Here is an 18,588-nt window from a genome sequence, read left to right on the forward strand (position 1 = left end):
AAAGGCGAAGCATATTTGGCGAGTATTACTTGTATAATTTCATTGGGTTAGTTAATATCTCGCGCGCTTTTTTATTGATGCTAAGAGGAATATCTTTTGCAGACAAACATTCGTAGGTCTTTAGTGGTTGGTAATTGGAAGATGAACGGTGATAAATCGTTGATTGGTAAAATGCAATCATGCTTGAGTCAAGTGGACTTAGGGAATATGGATTGGGCTATTTGTCCTCCGGCTCCTTATTTAGGTTTATTTGATAGTTCAGTTAGGCTGGGTGTACAGAATGTCAGTCAATTTGACTCAGGGGCTCACACTGGTGAAACATCCGTTTCAATGGTTAAAGAACTCGGTTGCCAATATGTTATTGTTGGTCATTCTGAAAGACGTGAAGACAACTTTGAATCAAATGAAATTGTTGCGTTAAAAGTACAAAAAATATTAGATGCTGGATTAACACCTATTTTATGTATTGGTGAGCCAGAATCAATTCGTGATGCGGGCAATGTGTTTGATTACCTGACTACTCAGTTGAATGCTGTAGTCACGTTACTAGGCATATCAGCATTTGCTAATATAGTCTTGGCTTATGAACCCATATGGGCGATAGGGACGGGTAAAACAGCCAGTCCTGAGCAAGCACAAGAAGTACATGCTTTTATTCGTGAATATTTAGCAAAACAAGATTCAAACATTGCGGCTGGTACTGTTATTTTATACGGCGGTAGTGTGAAAGGAAGTAATGCCCAAGAATTATTTTCTCAGGCAGATGTAGATGGTGGTTTAATTGGCGGCGCTAGTTTAAACCCAGAAGATTTTTTAAGTATTTGCTTAGCTGCAAATCAATAGAGGCAACACATGTTTTACGAAGTATTAATTATTGTTTATTTGATCGTCGCTATAATGTTGATCGGTTTTGTATTGATCCAGCAAGGTAAAGGCGCAGATATGGGCGCATCTTTCGGTGGTGGTGGTTCTAACACAGTTTTTGGCTCTGCTGGTTCTGGTAACTTTTTGACCAGAACAACTGCTATATTAGCGACTTTGTTTTTTGTTATCAGTTTGATCCTTGGTAACCAAACTGCTGATAAAGAAAAAGATGCAGATAATTGGCAAAACATTGAAGTGCCAGTGGTTGCTCAGCCCGATACAGATGTTCCTGCGGCAACTGTGCCTGCTGAACCTGTTCTACAACCTGCTGAAGAAAGCGACGTACCCAACTAGTTTTATTTAGTACTCAATTGCGGATGTGGTGGAATTGGTAGACACGCAGCCTTGAGGGGGCTGTGGCTTAGGCCGTGGGAGTTCGAGTCTCCCCATCCGCACCATTTTTGAAAAGGTCTTGGTTGATACCAAGGCCTTTTTTGTTTTAGTGCACAAAACATGTGCTTTGTTTATGTGCTACGCACACAGGGCATAACTTCGTCACTTAAAGCATGCGCTTCGCTTACCGTCATCCATGACGTTTTTCAAACAGCATCCTTGCTGCTCGATTTACTTTTTCCCAACAGCCGCAAAAAGTAAACAAAAAGGGCCGCGCTCCAAACAAATTCCTATTCCATAAAATTCTTGGCTTTGATGTCGAAACGGCAATAAGTCGCGTCCTGCTATAAAAGATTGCCTTGCCCGAATGTCCCTATTCGGGCATTCGACAAGCCAAATATTTGATGGGGAATTTGTAGTCGCGACAAAGTCAAAAGCATGGCTTTGCCATAAAGCATGCGCTTCGCTTACCGTCATCCATGACGTTTTTCAAGCCTCATCCATGAGGCCCGACTGACTTATGTTATGAAATACATCCATGTATTTCACCCTCCGGGCCGCACTAAAGTGCGTTCCATATTTATCCCGTAAATATGGTCAACAGCTAAGAAAAGTAAGCAAAAGAAGCCGGTCTCCAACCAAGTTCTATTACCTGCGCGACTTGCCTAATAGAGGTCGCAAAGAATTTAGAACTAAATTCCAAAGTAGTCATATCCACATCCCTGATGATCGGCACCCAATCTCAACGTCCTTGTTGAGCTTTTCAAGCTGACGGAGCTTCGCTCCTAAAGAATCAGCTTTCACCCAAGTCATTTACCCTCTATTAGCCCGCGTTGCTCGGCGAACTTGGAGTCGCGATAAAGTCAAAAGCATGGCTTCGCAAAATAAGTATTGGTTTATCATAAGAGTTATTTTATGTTAGATGTCCTGATAAGGTAATTTCAGGTTTAGTCTGGGTTAGGGGAAACTTGTCATGTAGCTAGATTAAATATCAAGAAGCTTGTCTTCAATATCACCACATTTTTTTACTAACCCATTTAGCTCTGTAAATAATGTAGTATCCTTCTGTACTCTAATACTGCGTAATACTTGCCCAAGTTCGAAAATCGGAAGCTTTAATTTTATTACAAAAAGTTCCATGCCTAACTTTTCAGAGTCTATTTTTAATATTAACCATTCAATATGAAGTAGTAGATAAAGAATTTCTGAAAAATTTGTACGTAATAAGTGTTGATTGAATTTAATTTTTGTTGAGACAGACGTATTAATACTTTTTTTGTTCAGAATAAACTCATTTGAAAAATCTTCGCCACACTGCAAATCAGACAAGGAGAAACTTTGGAGTTCATTATTACTAATTGTTCTTTTGAATTGTTTTTTCTGAAAGGTTTTATCTATGTCTAACCGTATTAAATGTATGTCTTCAGAAATAGCTTTCCTAATAAAATTTTTTTCTTCATTTTTTATATTTTTATCATGTACATCTTTTGTTTGTTTCAATACTTTAGTTGCAGCTGACAGCTCTTTTTGTTGAATACGGATTGACCAAATTAATAAGCACACAGTCGCAAAGGTTAATAACGGATTAAGCAACCCACCAATGAAGTCGCCAATGGTACCTAAATCAGCACGGGTATAACTTGAATCGCCAGTAGAAATATCACTGGCTGACGCTAGGTGTAAACTCCACATGTAACACATTGTAATCACTATCATGGATACACTGATTAGCAGAAATGCTATGTTTTTAATGGTTATAAGCTCTTTTAATGATGAATCCATTTTTAATACTTCTAATCCCTGTCTAAATCATTTCAGAAACGTTTAAATACTTTTGAGTTGAGTTCAATGTACCAGATACACTTTAAATTGCATACTTAGCGATAAACATCAATAGCGTCGTAGTCGTTGATTTAAAAATCAACCGTATAGAAAATAGACAAATATATGACTTTTTAAAATTATGGTTGATAAATATTTCTAAGTTTTGGGGTCGGAAAGGGGGTATAAATGAAGTAGTGGCAATATCGCTTTTCTATCGACTCTCTTCTATTCACTGCTTCACTCAGCTTCATTCTGATTTAGTCTGCCCCATTCTGCATTTTTTTCTCTGTGTAGCGAAGCCTCTGTGGTTTAAATTCTTTTAATCTTTGCTTCTAACAAATATTTGCTGTTCTCGGTGCTTCTCTGTGACAGACTTTGGCTCTTGGCTTTTCTTTTTTGTTTAAAATTTTAGCCTGACACCTGTAGTAACAATTCTATATATCCAAGTAAGTCTCTAGACAGGTGTTGCGCAACACGCTACACTTTATTTATGATCAAATCATTTAAACATAAAGGGCTAAAAAAGTTCTTTGAGTCGGGTAGTAAGGCTGGTATTCAAACTAAGCATGAGCGACGACTTAGAATGCAGCTTGCGGCCATTGATACTGCTGGCATTATTGATGATGTTGATTTGCCTGGTTTTAATTTGCACCCTTTAAAAGGCAAACGTGATGGAATTTGGTCTATTTCTGTAAATGGAAATTGGCGTGTGACTTTTGAATTTAGAGATGGCAACGCTTTTATTTTAAATTATGAGGATTATCACTAATGAATATGCATAATCCACCGCATCCGGGTGAGTTTATTACCGATGTTTATATGCAACCTTTTGGTTATAGCTGTCGTTTTGTTGCGAAACAATTAAATGTTTCTCCTTCTACCTTGAGTCGAATATTAAAAGCAAAAAGTGCGGTTACGCCTGAAATGGCATTACGTCTTTCAAAAGCTTTAGGTCGCACACCAGAGAGTTGGCTGTCGATGCAAGACAATTATGACCTTTGGCAAGCGAAACATAATGTTAACCTAGCTAAAGTGAATCAAATTGACTTTGCGATAGTATAAGGGAAGATAGAAATTTTTAACGTCATCCTATTGTGATACAGCTATATAAAATATAGTTAAATCAATTGGTTACTTATTTAAAAATCAACTGTATTGAAAATCGACTGATAAATGGCTTTTTCAAATTAAATATTTCTAAGTTTTGGGGTAGGAAAGGGCTATAAACGATGACGTGGCTATTTTCTATTTACTAGCTCCTATTTACTGCTTGTGCCTGCTTCACTCAGCTTCATGCTGATTTAGTCTGGCCCATTCTGCTTGTATTGCTTTCTTCGGTGCTTCTCTATGACAAGCTTTGGAGCTTATTTTTAACTGCGATACGCTTGTCTCTGAGGCGGCGAAATAAACTTAGAATTGATAAAACACACATCCCTGATGATCGGCAGCCAATGTCAACGTCCTTGTTGAGCTGTTCAAGTTGGCGGCGCTTCGCTCCTAAAGAATCAGCTTTCACCCAGACGTCCATGTCTGGACTGTTTGAAGTGGCGTAGTTAATTTGGCCAATAACTTTATTTTACTACTAATACTGGGCAATTAGCTTTATTGATAATCGCTTCGGCAACATTTTCATGCAGAAAATGAGACATCCCGGTTCTTCCATGGCTGGCAATAACCACCATACCAATGTCACCGCTGTGGGTCTCGGCCAAAATCTCATTAATAGCATCACCCCGACGAATAACCGTTTCAATCTTTAAATTAGTATTCAACTGATCTAATAACTCGTGCATTTTACTCGCCGCCGCGTCTTCCATATCTTTAGCTAACTCTTCGGGAGTTATCGCAAGGATCATATAATTTTCATCCCCCACTGGCTGATCTACCACGTGTAAAATACGAATTCCTACTTGATATAAATTCGCCATTTCTATGGCATAGCGTAAAGCATGTGACGCAGTATCAGAAAAATCAGTAGGCCATAAAATATTACCTGTTCGCATATTAGTTTCCTCTATATATGAAAGTGTGATTTTTAATGAGGTTATAGGCCTCACTAGAAAAACTAGGCTCTATCCCAACAAATGAAGTCTAATCAGTATGAAAAGGTTATTCTTTGATCATAATCAAAGTAACAACCATCAATGTGGTCGTAGACGTTGATTTAAAAAAAAGTATCTAAAAATCAACCGTTTTGAAAATAGACTAATAAATGGCTTATTAAAATTATGGTTAGTAAATATTTTTAAGTTTTGGGTTAGGAAGGGGCTATAAACGAGGACTGGCTATTTACTAGCCCTATTCACTGCTTGTATCTGCTTCACTTAGACATCTATCTAACAAGTCATAATTTGATGGGTAATTTTTAGTCGCGGTAAATCAAAAACATGTGCTTCGCCACTTATGCGTTTCGTATACTTAACATGGCTTTGGCATAAAAATTATTTTACGATGGATGTGCTGCAAGTAATATGACATTAGGGAGCTCACTGTATCATGAATGAAGATCTAGAAAATATTAGAAAAATAAGCAATCGTCTTGCAACTGCGCTTGGCTTGCTGATAGTCATTATTTTTGTAGGAGCTCTTGTCGCGTATTGGTATGACGATATTGTCACAGCTCCGATTGCTGCATTATTTGCCGGGATCATTGGTGGTTTTGTGGGACTGCAACGTAGGTTGAAAAGCATGTCAACGGATGACTTGATGTTGCTCGCACATTCATGGGTGTACGTGTGGATTTCACCTGTTGTTGGTGGTGTGCTTGCAGTCGTTCTGTATGTGCTATTTATTTCAACACTTGTAAGTGGAGATCTATTTCCGATGTTTGTTCCAGATGAAGTGGCCCCGGGTCTTGTAGAAAGTAAAGGTTTCTCCATTATATTTGACGTTCATGGTGAAGCTGTTGACTATGCGAAAATGATGTTCTGGTCATTTATTGCAGGTTTTTCTGAGAGGTTTGTGACAGACATAATCAGTAAATTTGAGAATATCCCTGATCGTCAGGTCAAGTAAATCAATGGTCTCGTAGACGTTGATTTAAAGTAAAGTATTTAGAGATCCACCGTATTGACAGTCCACTAATAAATGGCTTTCAAAAATTATAGTTAATAAACATTTTTGAGGTTTTGGATAGGAAAGGGCTACAAACGGAGAACTGGCTATTTTCTATTTACTAGCCGCTATTCACTGCTTGTGTCTGCTTTTTTGTTTTTCCTCTGTGTCGCGCAGCCTCTGTGGTTTAAATTCTTGTAATTTTTTGCTTGTGGCTATCTAGTACTTTTTCCTACTGACCTTCTACTGGTACAATAACGGATTATTCTTCATGGTTAAAAGTGACGCTTTTGAGAAATACCTCAGCAAAACATTCCCGTACTAAATCTTGGAAAACTTCGCGAAATAAGCAAAGACGTACAGGGGTTGTTCAGCCTATTGGTCCGGTACAAGGTTTTACGATTGATGGCCTGACCCATGAAGCTAAGGGGGTCGCTCGCAATCATGGCAAGGTTACGTTTATTGAAGGGGCGTTGCCGGGAGAGTCAGTGAAAGGGCAGGTGGTAAAATCGAATCGCCGTTATGATGAAGCCAAATTAATTAATATCGAACAACAAAGCGAGCACCGGGTGAGCCCTGCTTGTCCTCATTACGATGAATGTGGCGGCTGTCGTTTTCAACATCTAGCCCTCGAACAACAACGCAGTGCCAAAATGACATGGTTACAAGGCCAATTGCGTAAAGTGTGGCCGGCTCAAGGTTTAACGTTACTTGCGGATTCGCCTTTAGGTTATAGACGACGAGCTCGGTTGTCAGTAAAAGTGAAGGGGCAAGGGCTGCGCTTGGGGTTTCGTAGTGCGTCGTCGCAAGATATCGTCTCTATTGATAACTGCTTGGTACTTACACCTAAACTACAGCAAGTTTTTGCCTCATTAAAGGCCACGTTAAAGCATGACGCTATTGACGACAAATTAGGGCACATTGAATTACTTGAAGATGACAAAGGTGCATCTGTTTTATTGCGTTTAACCGCTGAGATTGAACCCGCCACTCAACAGCAGTGGCAGCAATGGGCAGATCAAGCATCGTTGGATTTGTATTGGCAGTATCCCCAAGAAAAACGTGCCCTAGTGACAGAGGACACTATGCGCCATTATCAACTGGATGAGCTATCCCTTAGCTATCACCCCCAAGATTTTATTCAAGTGAATGGGACTATGAATAAAAAAATGGTCAAACAAGCAATAGATTGGTTGGCGCCTAATAAAGATGACGTCATTCTTGATTTATTTTGTGGTGTGGGAAATTTCTCACTGCCATTAGCCAAACGAGCAAAAAAAGTGGTGGGGGTGGAAGTACAAGCCAGTATGGTTAAAGCAGGTCAAGCTAATGCCAAAGCCAATCATTTAGACAACCTAAGTTTTATTGGGGCTGATTTAACCCATATGCCAAGCAAAGAAATCTCACAGCTTGGAGTGACAAAAGTTTTACTCGATCCGCCAAGAGCGGGGGCGTTTGAATTTCTCCCCACTTTGGTCAAACTCAAACCTAAGCAAATTCTATATGTATCTTGTGATGCGGCTACCTTAGCACGAGATACTGAATACTTAGTTGCGCACGGATATCAAGTACAACAAGCAGGTATGATGGATATGTTTCCACAAACCGCCCACTTAGAGACTATGTTGTTGTTGACTCGGTAAGTAGTAAATATAATATAAATCAATGGGTTAATGAGGCGTTGGTTTGAAAGGTGTTAACTCCTATTCATTGCATGTTCTGTTCCTCTTGGTTCTCTTTGCTCCATTTAGCTTTACGCTATTTACCTCTCCAACATCGGCAGTTTATTTTCTATGCCTAACCATTCATCGGCGTCTGCTGGGGCGGGTTTTAATTCGGTGATATTTGGCCAGATTTCGGCTAGATCGGCGTTGATTTTTAGGTAGTGCTGCTGTTGTTCGGGTAATTCAGTATCTTGGAAAATAGCTTCTGCTGGACACTCAGGCACACATAAAGCGCAATCTATGCAGATTTCAGGATTGATGACTAAAAAGTTATCCCCTTCATGAAATGCGTCTACTGGGCATACAGGAACACAATCGGTGAATTTGCATTTGATACAGTTGTCGGCCACTACAAAGGTCATATTGTATTTGTGATACTTGTTTTAGGTTATTTGTGACAGATCATAAAGTAGCAAATATAAAAGGCAAGAAAACTCCATAGGAATTGATATAATAATTGTTATCTTGTCGAATAATTATCGACCTAGCAATACTAAACTCTCGGAATCACTATGTTACGCTTGAATGAAATCAAATTACCCTTAAACCATGACGAAAATGCCTTGCCACAAGCTATTTTGCAAAAGCTAGGAATTGCTAATACTGAACTGATGTCATTTAAAGTGTTTAAGCGTGCTTATGATGCTCGTAATAAAAACCAAATTTTATTGATTTATATCCTCGATGTTGAGGTGCAGAATCAGCAGGCATTGTTAGATGCTTTTGCTGCTGATCCCCATGTACGTGAAACGCCTGATATGACTTATCAGTTTGTCGCCCAAGCCCCTAAAGAATTAACTAGTCGCCCTGTAGTAATTGGTCTCGGCCCTTGTGGTTTGTTTGCTGCGTTGATTTTAGCGCAAATGGGTTTTAGACCCATAGTGTTAGAGCGAGGCAAAGAAGTGCGAGAACGAACGAAAGATACCTTTGGTTTTTGGCGTAAAAAACCTTTGAATACAGAATCAAATGTACAGTTTGGAGAAGGTGGCGCGGGCACGTTTTCTGATGGAAAATTGTATAGCCAAATTAAAGATCGCAAACATTACGGACGTAAAGTATTAAACGAGTTTGTGGCAGCTGGTGCGCCAGAAGAAATTTTATATGTGAGTAAACCTCATATTGGTACCTTTAAATTGGTCAATATGGTGGAGAAAATGCGTGCCGAAATTATTAAGCTAGGCGGCGAAATCCGTTTTAGTACTCGGGTTGATAAATTAGATATTGTAGATAATCAAATTAAAGGTTTATGCCTTTCTAATGATGAATATTTGGCTACTGAACATGTGATCCTAGCAGTGGGTCATAGTGCGCGTGATACCTTTGAGATGCTGCATGAGATAGGAGTGTATGTAGAAGCTAAACCTTTTTCTATTGGTTTTCGGATCGAGCATGAACAATCGATGATTGATCAATGCCGTTTTGGTAACAACGCAGGTAACCCAATATTAGGCGCAGCAGATTACAAGCTAGTGCATCACTGTAAAAATGGTCGTTCTGTATATAGTTTTTGTATGTGTCCAGGAGGCACTGTGGTCGCAGCCGCTTCTGAAGCGGGCAGGGTAGTAACCAATGGTATGAGTCAATACTCACGTCATGAACGTAACGCCAATAGTGCTATTGTGGTGGGCATCACTCCTGAGCAAGATTACCCAGATCACCCGTTAGCTGGCATTGAATTACAACGTAGATTGGAAGAATTAGCCTTTAAAGTGGGTGGTGAAAACTACCATGCGCCTGCGCAATTGATTGGGGATTTTTTAAAGGGTAAGTCCAGTGAACAGTTAGGTGAAGTCAAACCCTCTTATACACCAGGCGTGACATTAACTGATTTAGCTAAAGTTGTGCCAGATTACGTCGTTGCTGCTATTCGTGAAGCTATCCCTGCTTTTGATCGTAAGATAAAAGGTTTTGCCAAAACTGATGGTTTGTTAACGGGCGTCGAAACGCGCACTTCATCACCTGTTTGTATTAAACGCGGTAAAGATCTGCAAAGTATCAATACCAAAGGTTTGTATCCAGCTGGAGAAGGGGCTGGCTATGCCGGTGGTATTTGGTCTGCGGGTATAGACGGTATTAAAGTCGCTGAAGCCTTAGCGCTAGATATGCTGGCTAAAACCCAAAACCTAGTTTCTAAAGACAGTACCGCTAGCTAATGACTCAACTTAAAAAAGCATCTAGCTTACACAAGCGTAACTTACATCTTGATGGCTATCCTATGGATCAACTGCTGCAGAGCTATCCTGAATTACAGCCACATATTGTCTCTAAGCCAGATAACTCCCTAACCATTAATTTTGCTGATGCTAAGGCGGTGAAAGCTTTAAATGCCGCGCTATTAGCCCATTACTATCAAGTGTCAGTTTGGGATATACCAGCCGGATATTTGTGTCCAGCTATTCCTGGAAGGGCTGATTATGTGCATTATATTGCAGATCTATTAGCCGTGGATCATCAAGGTGAAATTCCCACAGGAAAACAAATTAAAGGCTTAGACATTGGTACTGGAGCAAACCTAGTTTATCCCATTATTGCCAATCGTTGTTATGGTTGGAGTATGCTGGGAACAGATGTAGATAGCCTTTCAATTAAGTCAGCCAAAGCCATTGTTGCAGCGAATAATGGCTTGAAAAATGGAATTACATTACGCCATCAAGCAAATATTACGGCTATTTTTGCTGGCGTGATAAATGCTGATGAACAGTTTGATTTTTGTATGTGTAATCCACCTTTTCATAGTTCGGCTGCAGAAGCACAAACGGGCTCCCAACGAAAAGTAAAAAACTTAGCAAAACATGCGCAAAAGCGACAATCCACTATTGTTGATAAAAGTAGCAAAGGATTAAATTTTGCTGGTCAGTCAAATGAGCTGTGGTGCGTTGGTGGCGAGTTGGCTTTTATTCAACGTATGATCACCGAAAGTCGCGAATATGCTCAGCAAGTCAAATGGTTCACATCTCTAGTATCGAATAAAAAACACATCGTCCCTTTAACAAAATCTCTTAAATATATTGGGGTGACAGAAATGAAAACTGTAGATATGGCACAAGGACAAAAAGTCAGCCGTTTTATAGCTTGGCGATTTTAAACAGAAATAGGGTTATCCATGACAGAATTGACCGAAAAACAAAAAATGTTACAGGGTTTAGAGTATTTTCCTAGTGATAAAACATTACAACAAGAAAGAGCCACAGCCAAACGGTTGTGCCAACAATTTAATCGACATGATATTGATGATCGAAAAGGCAGTAGAAAAATTTTAGCGTCTTTAGTTGGTGCTTATGCTGGAGCTTGGATAGAACCTGATTTTTATTGTGATTATGGCTATAACATTTATTTAGGCAAAAATTTTTACGCTAATCATGGGGTGGTCATTTTAGATACGGCTCCTGTTAGAATTGGCGATGATGTGATGTTAGCCCCACATGTGCTTATTTCTACTGCCAGTCATCCCCTAGATCCAATTAAACGCCGTAAAGGTATTGAAACCGCTTTGCCTATTACTATAGGAAACAATGTGTGGATAGGTATGGGGGCGAAAATATTAGACGCTGTCACTATTGGTGATAATGCCGTGATAGCTGCCGGTGCTGTTGTGAATAAAGATGTTGCTGCTAATACTGTGGTAGCAGGAGTACCAGCTAGGGTTATTAAATCCTTATAATAGTGCATTTATTGAACATTATAGTGCAGAACAGGAATAATAGCTTGTTGTCAATTATAGTTTCTGGTAAAAAGTCAATATCATTTCGTGAAATAATATTTTTTCACACCGTACATAAAAGTTTACAGTAGTTTTATTGTCAGAAATGCACATGTATAGAGTCAGAATCATTGAGCACTCCATGCCAGATTTAATTTATTTAGAAGAGTAATAACCATGTTACGGGATAGCATAAACAATATTAATATTTCCTCAGAGCAAATATTAGTTACACCAAAAGATTTAAAAACAGAATTACCAGTTAGTGATGAGTCACTAAAAATTGTACAAAACTCACGTCAGGTCATTAGTGATATTTTACACCGTAGAGATCATCGATTTTTGGTGATAAGTGGCCCTTGTTCAATCCATGATATTGAAGCGGCAAAAGAATATGCCCTTAAATTGAAAGCATTGCAGGAAACTTGTAAAGATACCTTATATATAGTGATGCGTGTTTATTTTGAAAAACCTCGCACCACAGTAGGATGGAAAGGATTAATCAATGATCCTCATTTAAATGATACTTTTGATATTGAAGCAGGTTTGCGTAAAGCTCGTGAATTACTTATTTGGCTAGCTGAATTAGAGTTACCGGTTGCAACTGAAGCATTAGATCCTATTAGCCCACAATATTTAGCTGAGTTATTCAGCTGGTCGGCTATTGGTGCTCGTACATCTGAATCTCAAACTCACAGAGAAATGGCCAGTGGTCTTTCTATGCCTGTTGGATTTAAAAATGGTACAGATGGCGGATTAGGCATTGCTATTAATGCATTACAGTCTGCTGCCTCTGGTCATAGTTTTATGGGCATTAACGGTGAAGGGCAGGTTAGTGTTATTCAGACTCAAGGTAACCCTGATGGGCATATAATCTTACGCGGTGGCAAGCAACCTAATTATGATTCTGTTTGTATTGCAGATTGTGAAGTTGAGTTAGAAAAAAATAACTTGAGTGCCGGTTTAGTGGTTGATTGTAGTCATGCTAACTCGAGTAAAGACTATCGTCGTCAGCCTTTAGTAGCAATGAATGTGGTTAATCAAATTTTGGATGGTAATCAGTCAGTTATTGGTATTATGTTAGAAAGCCATTTGAATGCAGGGAATCAAAGTAGCACAGGAAAAACACCAGCTGAGTTGGATTACGGTGTTTCTATTACTGATGGGTGTATTGATTGGCAATCAACCGAAACCTTGATTAATGACATGCGAGAAAAATTGATTACTGTTTTGCCTTTGCGTTTAAACAAGTTTAAAGATTCAAATTAATAGGAAGTATTATGTCTATATCGCCCAACGATCTTGATAAACTAAGAGTACAAATTGATGGAATTGATAGTGAGTTGGTAAAGCTGTTGGCAAAACGGGCTGCAATCACAACTAAGGTTGGCCAGTATAAAAGTCAAGTCGGCCTGCCTATTTATGTACCTGAAAGAGAAGCGCAACTCATTGCTAAACGTCGAGCTGAAGCTGAAGATTCAGGTGTGTCTCCTGTTTTGGTGGAAGACTTATTACGTCGAATTATGCGTGAGTCATATCATACCCAAAATGTCAGTTATCTTTGCACTAACCCTACTATCAAAAAAATTGTGGTAGTAGGAGGCGCTGGGGCATTAGGACGAATTTTTGTGGACATGTTTAGACGCAGTGATTATCAAGTAGAGCTACTTGAAAAAGACGACTGGTCAAATGCACAAACTATCCTAAAAGATGCAGGTTTAGTATTGGTTGCTGTTCCCATAAAGTTGACTGATAGTATTATTGCTAGTCTTAATGGCTTACCTGAAGATTGTGTTTTAGCAGATATTACCAGTACTAAAGAAAAACCTTTAGCTGCTATGTTGAAAGCACACCAAGGCCCAGTACTTGGACTTCACCCTATGTTTGGGCCAGATGTACCAAGTTTGGTTAAACAGGTGATTGTCGTATGTCATGGCAGGCATACTGAACAGTACCAATGGTTGCTAGAGCAGATGCGAATTTGGGGTGGTATATTGCAAGAGTGTGACGCTAAAGAACATGATGATGCTATGGTCTTTATTCAAGTGATGCGGCATTTTTGTAGTTTTGTTTTTGGTTCACATTTAGCCAGTGAAAATCCAGATTTACAACGACTGATTACCCTAAGTTCTCCTATTTATCGTTTGGAATTAGCTATGGTGGGAAGATTGTTCGCACAAGATCCTGCTTTATATGCTGATATTATTTTTGATAATAAAGATAGTGTTGCGCGCTTAACTGAATTTAATACTAACTTTACTGAAGCACTTAAATTAGTTGAAAGTGGTGATAAAGCTGAATTTATTCAGCAGTTTTCGAAAGTGGGAACTTGGTTTGGTGATTATGCGAAACAGTGTTTGGTCAATAGTAAGAAATTATTATTGAAAGCAGATGATGACCGTTCTATTGATTGTGATTGAGATTATGCCAATCTAAATAATATTTAAAGAGCCTACTTTCAGTAGGCTTTTTTATTGACCTAATAAAGAGACTAACATTTTCCTAACTTCATCAACTTCAAAGGGTTTATCACACAAAGCATTTACACCTGTTTGATGTATATTGGCCATATGTAAACTGTTAGTGGATTCACTGGTAACCATAATAATTGGGATGTGTGCGGTTTCTGGATTAAAACGAATAAATTCTGAGAGTTCACGACCATCCATTTCTGGCATATTGTAATCTGTTACTACCAAATCAAAAGTATTATCTTTCAGTAACGTTAACGCTTCTGCACCATTTTCTGCTTCTAGTATTTTCTCTAATCCAAGCCCGCTTAACACTCTATTTATATGATTTCTAGCTAACTTACTATCGTCAACTAACAATACTCGTACCTCTTCTATATCAAATAATTCTAAATCAACTTCATCACTATTGATTAAATCAAGAGAGGCATTAAGGGCTTTAGATAAGCTTTCAGGAGCAAATGGTTTAGGTAATATAGCGGCCACTCCTGCTTGTTTAAATTCTTCCAGTTTTTCCGTTCTGTTTTCGCTAGAAATTAACATAAAGGGGATCGCTGCGAGGTTAGGAGTATTTTTTATTTGTGTAATAATATCCAAGCCAGTACCGTCTTCAAGGTACATAGCACTGACCACTAAATCTGCGCCATAGTTAGTAATAAGTTCAACCGCGGTTTGTACATTACTGACGGCTTCTACTTTTAAAGCGTTGGCTTGTTCTAATTGTTTAATGATGATTTTTCGTTGTGTATCAGAGGGTTCAATTAAGACAATATTTATTTCCGATAAAGCTAAATTCGGCATGTTCACTCCTAAATCTGTGGCGTTATTTATCCGCCTGCAAGTTTTACATTATGGCCCATTTTTTCCAGAGTCGCTTTTATTTTGTCCCTATTATCACCTTGAATTTCAATTACCCCATTTTTAAGTGAGCCGCCAGTACCACATAGTTTTTTTAGTGTTGTGCAGACCTGTTTCAGTTCAGTCTCTGCTAAGGGTAAACCAGAAATAGTGATTACACCTTTTCCCTTCCGCCCTTTGGTTTCTCTTCGTATTCGTACAACTCCATCACCTTTAGGTACTGCTGCGGTGGATTTTTCAGGCTGAATTCGGCCTGTTCCTGTACTATAGACTAGTCTGTTTTCACTCATAACGTGGATAATCTTTAAATCTGCTACATTAAAAAATCATTCTATTAAATAAATGGCATGCTTTGTAGGTTTTTAATTAAAAATGGTTACTCAATGGCATATGTAATTAGTGATATTTGAGTAATATTCTTGGGTATGAATCAAATTTATTGGAATGAGACTGCTTGCTGTTATTTAGGCGAACATTCATTTTCAAGTAAAAAAATAGCGCAATGAAGTATTTTAATGCAGTAAAATAAACAAACAAGTCGAGCATGATATTTTGCTGATAGATTTTTAGTTTAAATCTCATGGCTGTTTTTTTGAAATTAATTGCAGAAAATACAACAGAAATTAGATTCTTTACTGCAAGGTAGCATAAAAAGTGTTACTAAATATTGCTCTAGTTAAGCATGTTTATATCTTCCAATCAAAAATTAAAATAAAGGTTTCAATATAAAAGTATTAGATATGAGTATCAATATGGGAAAACCTAGATCGCCGCATGGCTTGAGTTCGAGGGCTACTGAGTGATTAATTTAAAGTGTAGATAACTCGCAAGGTGAGAGGCGTGGGAACTATAAACAGCCTAGTTAAGTTTCCCTTAAAATACTTCATTAAATTATCTTCAGCTGATAGTTTCCAGTAAATCATTTAAAATGGTATTGAGAATTATTCTCAATTAGAATAACATTCAGTTATCTGAAAATATTTAGCCTTTTAGGACTTCATTTTGAAAAATATCATTCGATCAACTTTACTGGTCAGCGTTTTATTGTCTCCCATTACCTTTGCTAAGGAAGTGAACGTGTATTCCGCACGTAAAGAAGCCTTGATTAAGCCTTTGCTAGATAAGTTTACTCAACAAACGGGTATTACTGTTAATTTAGTTACTGGTAAAGCTGATAACTTAATTACGCGGTTAAAAAGTGAAGGGAAATATAGTCCTGCAGATTTATTAGTCACTACTGATGTTGGACGTTTATACCGTGCTAAAGAACAGCACTTGACGCAAGTTATTGGCAGTTCAAATAATATCAACTCAGTACCAGTGAATCTTAGGGATGAGCAAGGTCATTGGGTCGGTTTGTCACTTCGAGCTCGTCCATTGATGATTTCTCCAGAACGAGTAGCGGCTAATAGCGTGGCAAATTTAGAAGATTTAACGGATCCTAAGTGGAAAGGACGAATTTGTATTCGTAGTTCTAGCAATATTTATAATCAGTCTATGGTGGCCTCTTTGATTGAGCAATTAGGCGAGGTGAAAACTCAAAAATGGCTTGATGGTTTTGTGAAAAACTTTGCCCGTCCTCCACAAGGTGGAGATCGAGATCAAATTAAAGCTGTCGCGGCAGGTCAATGTGATGTGGCGATTGCTAATACTTATTATTTAGCTGGCATGTTGACCTCAGATGATCAAGAGCAAGTGGCGCAGGCAAAAAAAGTAAAAGTGGTTTGGCCAAACCAAAGTGATCGTGGTGCTCATATTAATATTTCTGGTGTAGCAATGGCGAAAAATGCGCCGAATAAAAATGCGGCCAGTCAATTAATAGATTTTATGTTAACTGAGGAGTCTCAGCAGTGGTATGCCAATACTAATCATGAATACCCTATATTGACAAATGTAGAATGGAGCGAAGTATTACAATCATTTGGTAAATTTAAGTCTGAGAAAGTTGCGCTAAGTAAATTGGGCGAATTGAATAGCAAAGCGGTAAAATTAATGGATCGCGCTGGGTGGAAATAGGTTTTTTATATAATATCAATACTTATGGTTCTATTGCATGAAGCAATACACTTGGTTAAATCCTTGGTTTTTAGGGATATGCTTTAGCTGCTGTATTTTAGTTGCACCTATTGTACTTATCTTTGCTAGTTTAGGTTTTCCTGAAACAGAGATATGGCAACACTTGTACCAAACAGTACTGGCTGATTATGTGATTAATTCACTATTATTGGCTTTTGGTGTGGGTATTTTAGTGATGCTGATTGGTACCCCTTTAGCTTGGTGTATTGCCCGTTACGATTTTGTCGGCCGCAAACAAATCCAGTGGTTAATTTTGCTGCCTATGGCAATGCCAGCTTATATCATTGCTTATTCTTATACAGGATTATTAGATTTTTCTGGACCATTACAAACCTATTTAAGAGATGTGTTTGGTTGGGGTTATAACGATTACTATTTTCCTGAAATTCGTTCCCTTGGCGGGGCGATTGTTATGTTAGCTTTGGTGTTATACCCCTATGTTTATATGTTAACTAGAACGGCGTTCTCTGATATACCCAGTAGCTTAGAAGACGTCGCCAAAAGTTTAGGAGTTTCTCCAAGACGTTACGTAGCCAAAGTGGTGTTGCCATTAGCTAGGCCTGCAATTTTAATGGGCACAGCCCTAGCAATGATGGAGGCTTTTGCTGATTATGGAACCGTACAGTATTTTGGTTTAAGTACCTTTACTACCGGTATATTTAGAACCTGGTTTGGCCTAGGCAATGGTATTGCTGCTGCGCAACTGGCCGCAATGTTAACTAGTTTTGTAGTGTTGTTATTACTGTTAGAGTTTTTCTCTCGACGGAAAATTAAATATTACTTTCAGGGGCAGACATCGGCACCTGTACAACGAAAAAAATTATCAACTGGTAAGTCTATCGCGACCGCTTTGTTATGTTTATTACCTGTGATTTTAGGGTTTATCATTCCTACGGTACAATTACTTAACTGGGCAATCCATTCTTTTGCGAAACAATTTAATCAAGATTTTATGCAACTGATCTGGAATAGCTTTTATTTAGCGTTTTTTGCTGCTATATCGGCGGTGGCACTGGCATTAATTTTTTCTTATGGTAAACGTTTAAACCGTTTTAAACCCATTCATTTGCTAGTTGCTGTTGTAAACCTTGGCTATGCCGTACCTGGTACTGTGATTGCGATTGGGGTTTTATTAAGCTTAAGTTGGCTAGACATTACACTTAATGGCCTCACTGAGGCTTGGTTTGATATGAGTGTTGGTTTGCTGTTTTCTGGTACATTGTTCGCTTTAATACTGGTCTATTGTATTCGTTTTTTGGCCGTGGCTATGCACAATATAGATACAGGCATGGCACGAATTAAACCTAGTTTAGATGATGCAGCTAAGTCACTTGGACATAATCCTATGACCATTCTCAGGCGTATTCATATCCCATTATTAAAAACCAGTGTATTCAGTGCTTTGTTATTAGTTTTTGTCGATGTTTTAAAAGAGTTACCCGCTACGTTAATTTTACGTCCATTTAATTTTAATACCTTAGCAGTGAAAACATTTGAACTTGCTTCCGATGAACGTTTATTAGAAGCGTCTTTGCCAGCATTAGCTATCGTCTTAGTGGGTATCTTGCCGGTAGTTTTATTAACTAAGCTGACCGATAAACATAGCCAATCTGTCAAATAAAAA

At 38.5% G+C, this 18,588-nt stretch carries 18 protein-coding genes and 1 tRNA gene; 14 read left to right on the top strand and 5 right to left on the bottom strand.

The window, feature by feature from the left end; genetic code table 11:
- Positions 1-96 precede the first annotated feature (96 nt).
- The 3 genes from tpiA to GQR87_RS08590 all read left to right on the top strand — a co-directional run bounded on the left by tpiA (position 97) and on the right by GQR87_RS08590 (position 1,322).
- Entirely contained in the window at positions 97-843 is a 747-nt protein-coding gene (gene tpiA / locus GQR87_RS08580) for a triose-phosphate isomerase (protein WP_158968419.1), read from the top strand.
- 9 nt (positions 844-852) lie between these two features.
- Positions 853-1,218, top strand: a complete 366-nt coding sequence (gene secG, locus GQR87_RS08585; protein ID WP_158968421.1) for a preprotein translocase subunit SecG — start codon at positions 853-855, stop codon at positions 1,216-1,218.
- Between the two features lie 19 nt (positions 1,219-1,237).
- Positions 1,238-1,322: transfer RNA gene (locus tag GQR87_RS08590), tRNA-Leu, on the top strand.
- Between the two features lie 919 nt (positions 1,323-2,241).
- On the opposite strand, the gene GQR87_RS08595 is transcribed toward GQR87_RS08590, so the two are convergent.
- Complete coding sequence (locus GQR87_RS08595) at positions 2,242-3,039, bottom strand: hypothetical protein (protein ID WP_158968423.1); 798 nt, start codon at positions 3,037-3,039, stop codon at positions 2,242-2,244.
- 532 nt (positions 3,040-3,571) lie between these two features.
- Here GQR87_RS08595 and GQR87_RS08600 point away from each other — a divergent pair.
- Positions 3,572-3,850: a type II toxin-antitoxin system RelE/ParE family toxin gene (locus GQR87_RS08600; protein ID WP_158968425.1), complete on the top strand. Its 279-nt coding sequence runs from the start codon at positions 3,572-3,574 to the stop codon at positions 3,848-3,850.
- Positions 3,850-4,143: a HigA family addiction module antitoxin gene (locus tag GQR87_RS08605; protein WP_158968427.1), complete on the top strand. Its 294-nt coding sequence runs from the start codon at positions 3,850-3,852 to the stop codon at positions 4,141-4,143. The genes GQR87_RS08600 and GQR87_RS08605 overlap by 1 nt, the downstream gene beginning before the upstream one ends.
- Positions 4,144-4,652: 509 nt before the next feature.
- On the opposite strand, the gene GQR87_RS08610 is transcribed toward GQR87_RS08605, so the two are convergent.
- Positions 4,653-5,084, bottom strand: coding sequence for a universal stress protein (locus GQR87_RS08610; protein ID WP_158968429.1), 432 nt, complete (start codon positions 5,082-5,084; stop codon positions 4,653-4,655).
- Between the two features lie 493 nt (positions 5,085-5,577).
- Here GQR87_RS08610 and GQR87_RS08615 point away from each other — a divergent pair, with 493 nt between their 5' ends.
- Together GQR87_RS08615 and rlmD are read left to right on the top strand one after the other, a co-directional pair.
- The gene (locus GQR87_RS08615; RefSeq protein WP_158968431.1) at positions 5,578-6,096 is read left to right on the top strand and encodes a hypothetical protein; all 519 of its coding nucleotides are present in this window, start codon (positions 5,578-5,580) and stop codon (positions 6,094-6,096) included.
- A 329-nt stretch (positions 6,097-6,425) separates the two neighbouring features.
- Entirely contained in the window at positions 6,426-7,778 is a 1,353-nt protein-coding gene (gene rlmD, locus GQR87_RS08620; RefSeq protein ID WP_158968433.1) for a 23S rRNA (uracil(1939)-C(5))-methyltransferase RlmD, read from the top strand.
- 119 nt (positions 7,779-7,897) lie between these two features.
- Here the strand turns inward: rlmD and fdxA are convergent, their stop codons facing one another.
- The gene (gene fdxA / locus GQR87_RS08625) at positions 7,898-8,221 is read right to left on the bottom strand and encodes a ferredoxin FdxA (protein ID WP_158968435.1); all 324 of its coding nucleotides are present in this window, start codon (positions 8,219-8,221) and stop codon (positions 7,898-7,900) included.
- A 150-nt stretch (positions 8,222-8,371) separates the two neighbouring features.
- Here fdxA and GQR87_RS08630 point away from each other — a divergent pair, with 150 nt between their 5' ends.
- The 5 genes from GQR87_RS08630 (at position 8,372) to tyrA (ending at position 13,979) form a co-directional block, all read left to right on the top strand.
- Positions 8,372-10,012: an NAD(P)/FAD-dependent oxidoreductase gene (locus tag GQR87_RS08630; protein ID WP_158968437.1), complete on the top strand. Its 1,641-nt coding sequence runs from the start codon at positions 8,372-8,374 to the stop codon at positions 10,010-10,012.
- A complete protein-coding gene (gene rlmF, locus GQR87_RS08635) occupies positions 10,012-10,944 on the top strand; it encodes a 23S rRNA (adenine(1618)-N(6))-methyltransferase RlmF (protein WP_158968439.1) in 933 nt (310 codons plus the stop codon). The genes GQR87_RS08630 and rlmF overlap by 1 nt, the downstream gene beginning before the upstream one ends.
- Positions 10,945-10,962: 18 nt before the next feature.
- Positions 10,963-11,520, top strand: coding sequence for a sugar O-acetyltransferase (locus tag GQR87_RS08640; protein WP_158968441.1), 558 nt, complete (start codon positions 10,963-10,965; stop codon positions 11,518-11,520).
- A gap of 216 nt (positions 11,521-11,736) precedes the next feature.
- Entirely contained in the window at positions 11,737-12,828 is a 1,092-nt protein-coding gene (locus GQR87_RS08645; RefSeq protein WP_158968443.1) for a 3-deoxy-7-phosphoheptulonate synthase, read from the top strand.
- 11 nt (positions 12,829-12,839) lie between these two features.
- A complete protein-coding gene (gene tyrA / locus GQR87_RS08650; RefSeq protein ID WP_158968446.1) occupies positions 12,840-13,979 on the top strand; it encodes a bifunctional chorismate mutase/prephenate dehydrogenase in 1,140 nt (379 codons plus the stop codon).
- Between the two features lie 51 nt (positions 13,980-14,030).
- Here tyrA and GQR87_RS08655 read toward each other — a convergent pair whose 3' ends face one another.
- Together GQR87_RS08655 and yciH are read right to left on the bottom strand one after the other, a co-directional pair.
- Positions 14,031-14,831 carry a response regulator gene (locus tag GQR87_RS08655; RefSeq protein ID WP_158968448.1) on the bottom strand — a complete coding sequence of 267 codons (801 nt, stop codon included), beginning with the start codon at positions 14,829-14,831 and terminating at the stop codon, positions 14,031-14,033.
- Between the two features lie 26 nt (positions 14,832-14,857).
- Positions 14,858-15,178 (bottom strand): stress response translation initiation inhibitor YciH, encoded by a 321-nt coding sequence (gene yciH, locus GQR87_RS08660; protein WP_158968450.1) that lies wholly within the window; start codon positions 15,176-15,178, stop codon positions 14,858-14,860.
- Positions 15,179-15,890: 712 nt separating this feature from the next.
- Here yciH and GQR87_RS08665 point away from each other — a divergent pair.
- Together GQR87_RS08665 and GQR87_RS08670 are read left to right on the top strand one after the other, a co-directional pair.
- Complete coding sequence (locus GQR87_RS08665; protein ID WP_233267434.1) at positions 15,891-16,904, top strand: Fe(3+) ABC transporter substrate-binding protein; 1,014 nt, start codon at positions 15,891-15,893, stop codon at positions 16,902-16,904.
- 37 nt (positions 16,905-16,941) lie between these two features.
- The gene (locus tag GQR87_RS08670) at positions 16,942-18,585 is read left to right on the top strand and encodes an iron ABC transporter permease (RefSeq protein WP_158968452.1); all 1,644 of its coding nucleotides are present in this window, start codon (positions 16,942-16,944) and stop codon (positions 18,583-18,585) included.
- The last annotated feature ends 3 nt before the right edge of the window (positions 18,586-18,588 follow it).

It is taken from the genome of Paraglaciecola sp. L3A3, from assembly GCF_009796765.1.
Lineage (GTDB): Bacteria > Pseudomonadota > Gammaproteobacteria > Enterobacterales > Alteromonadaceae > Paraglaciecola.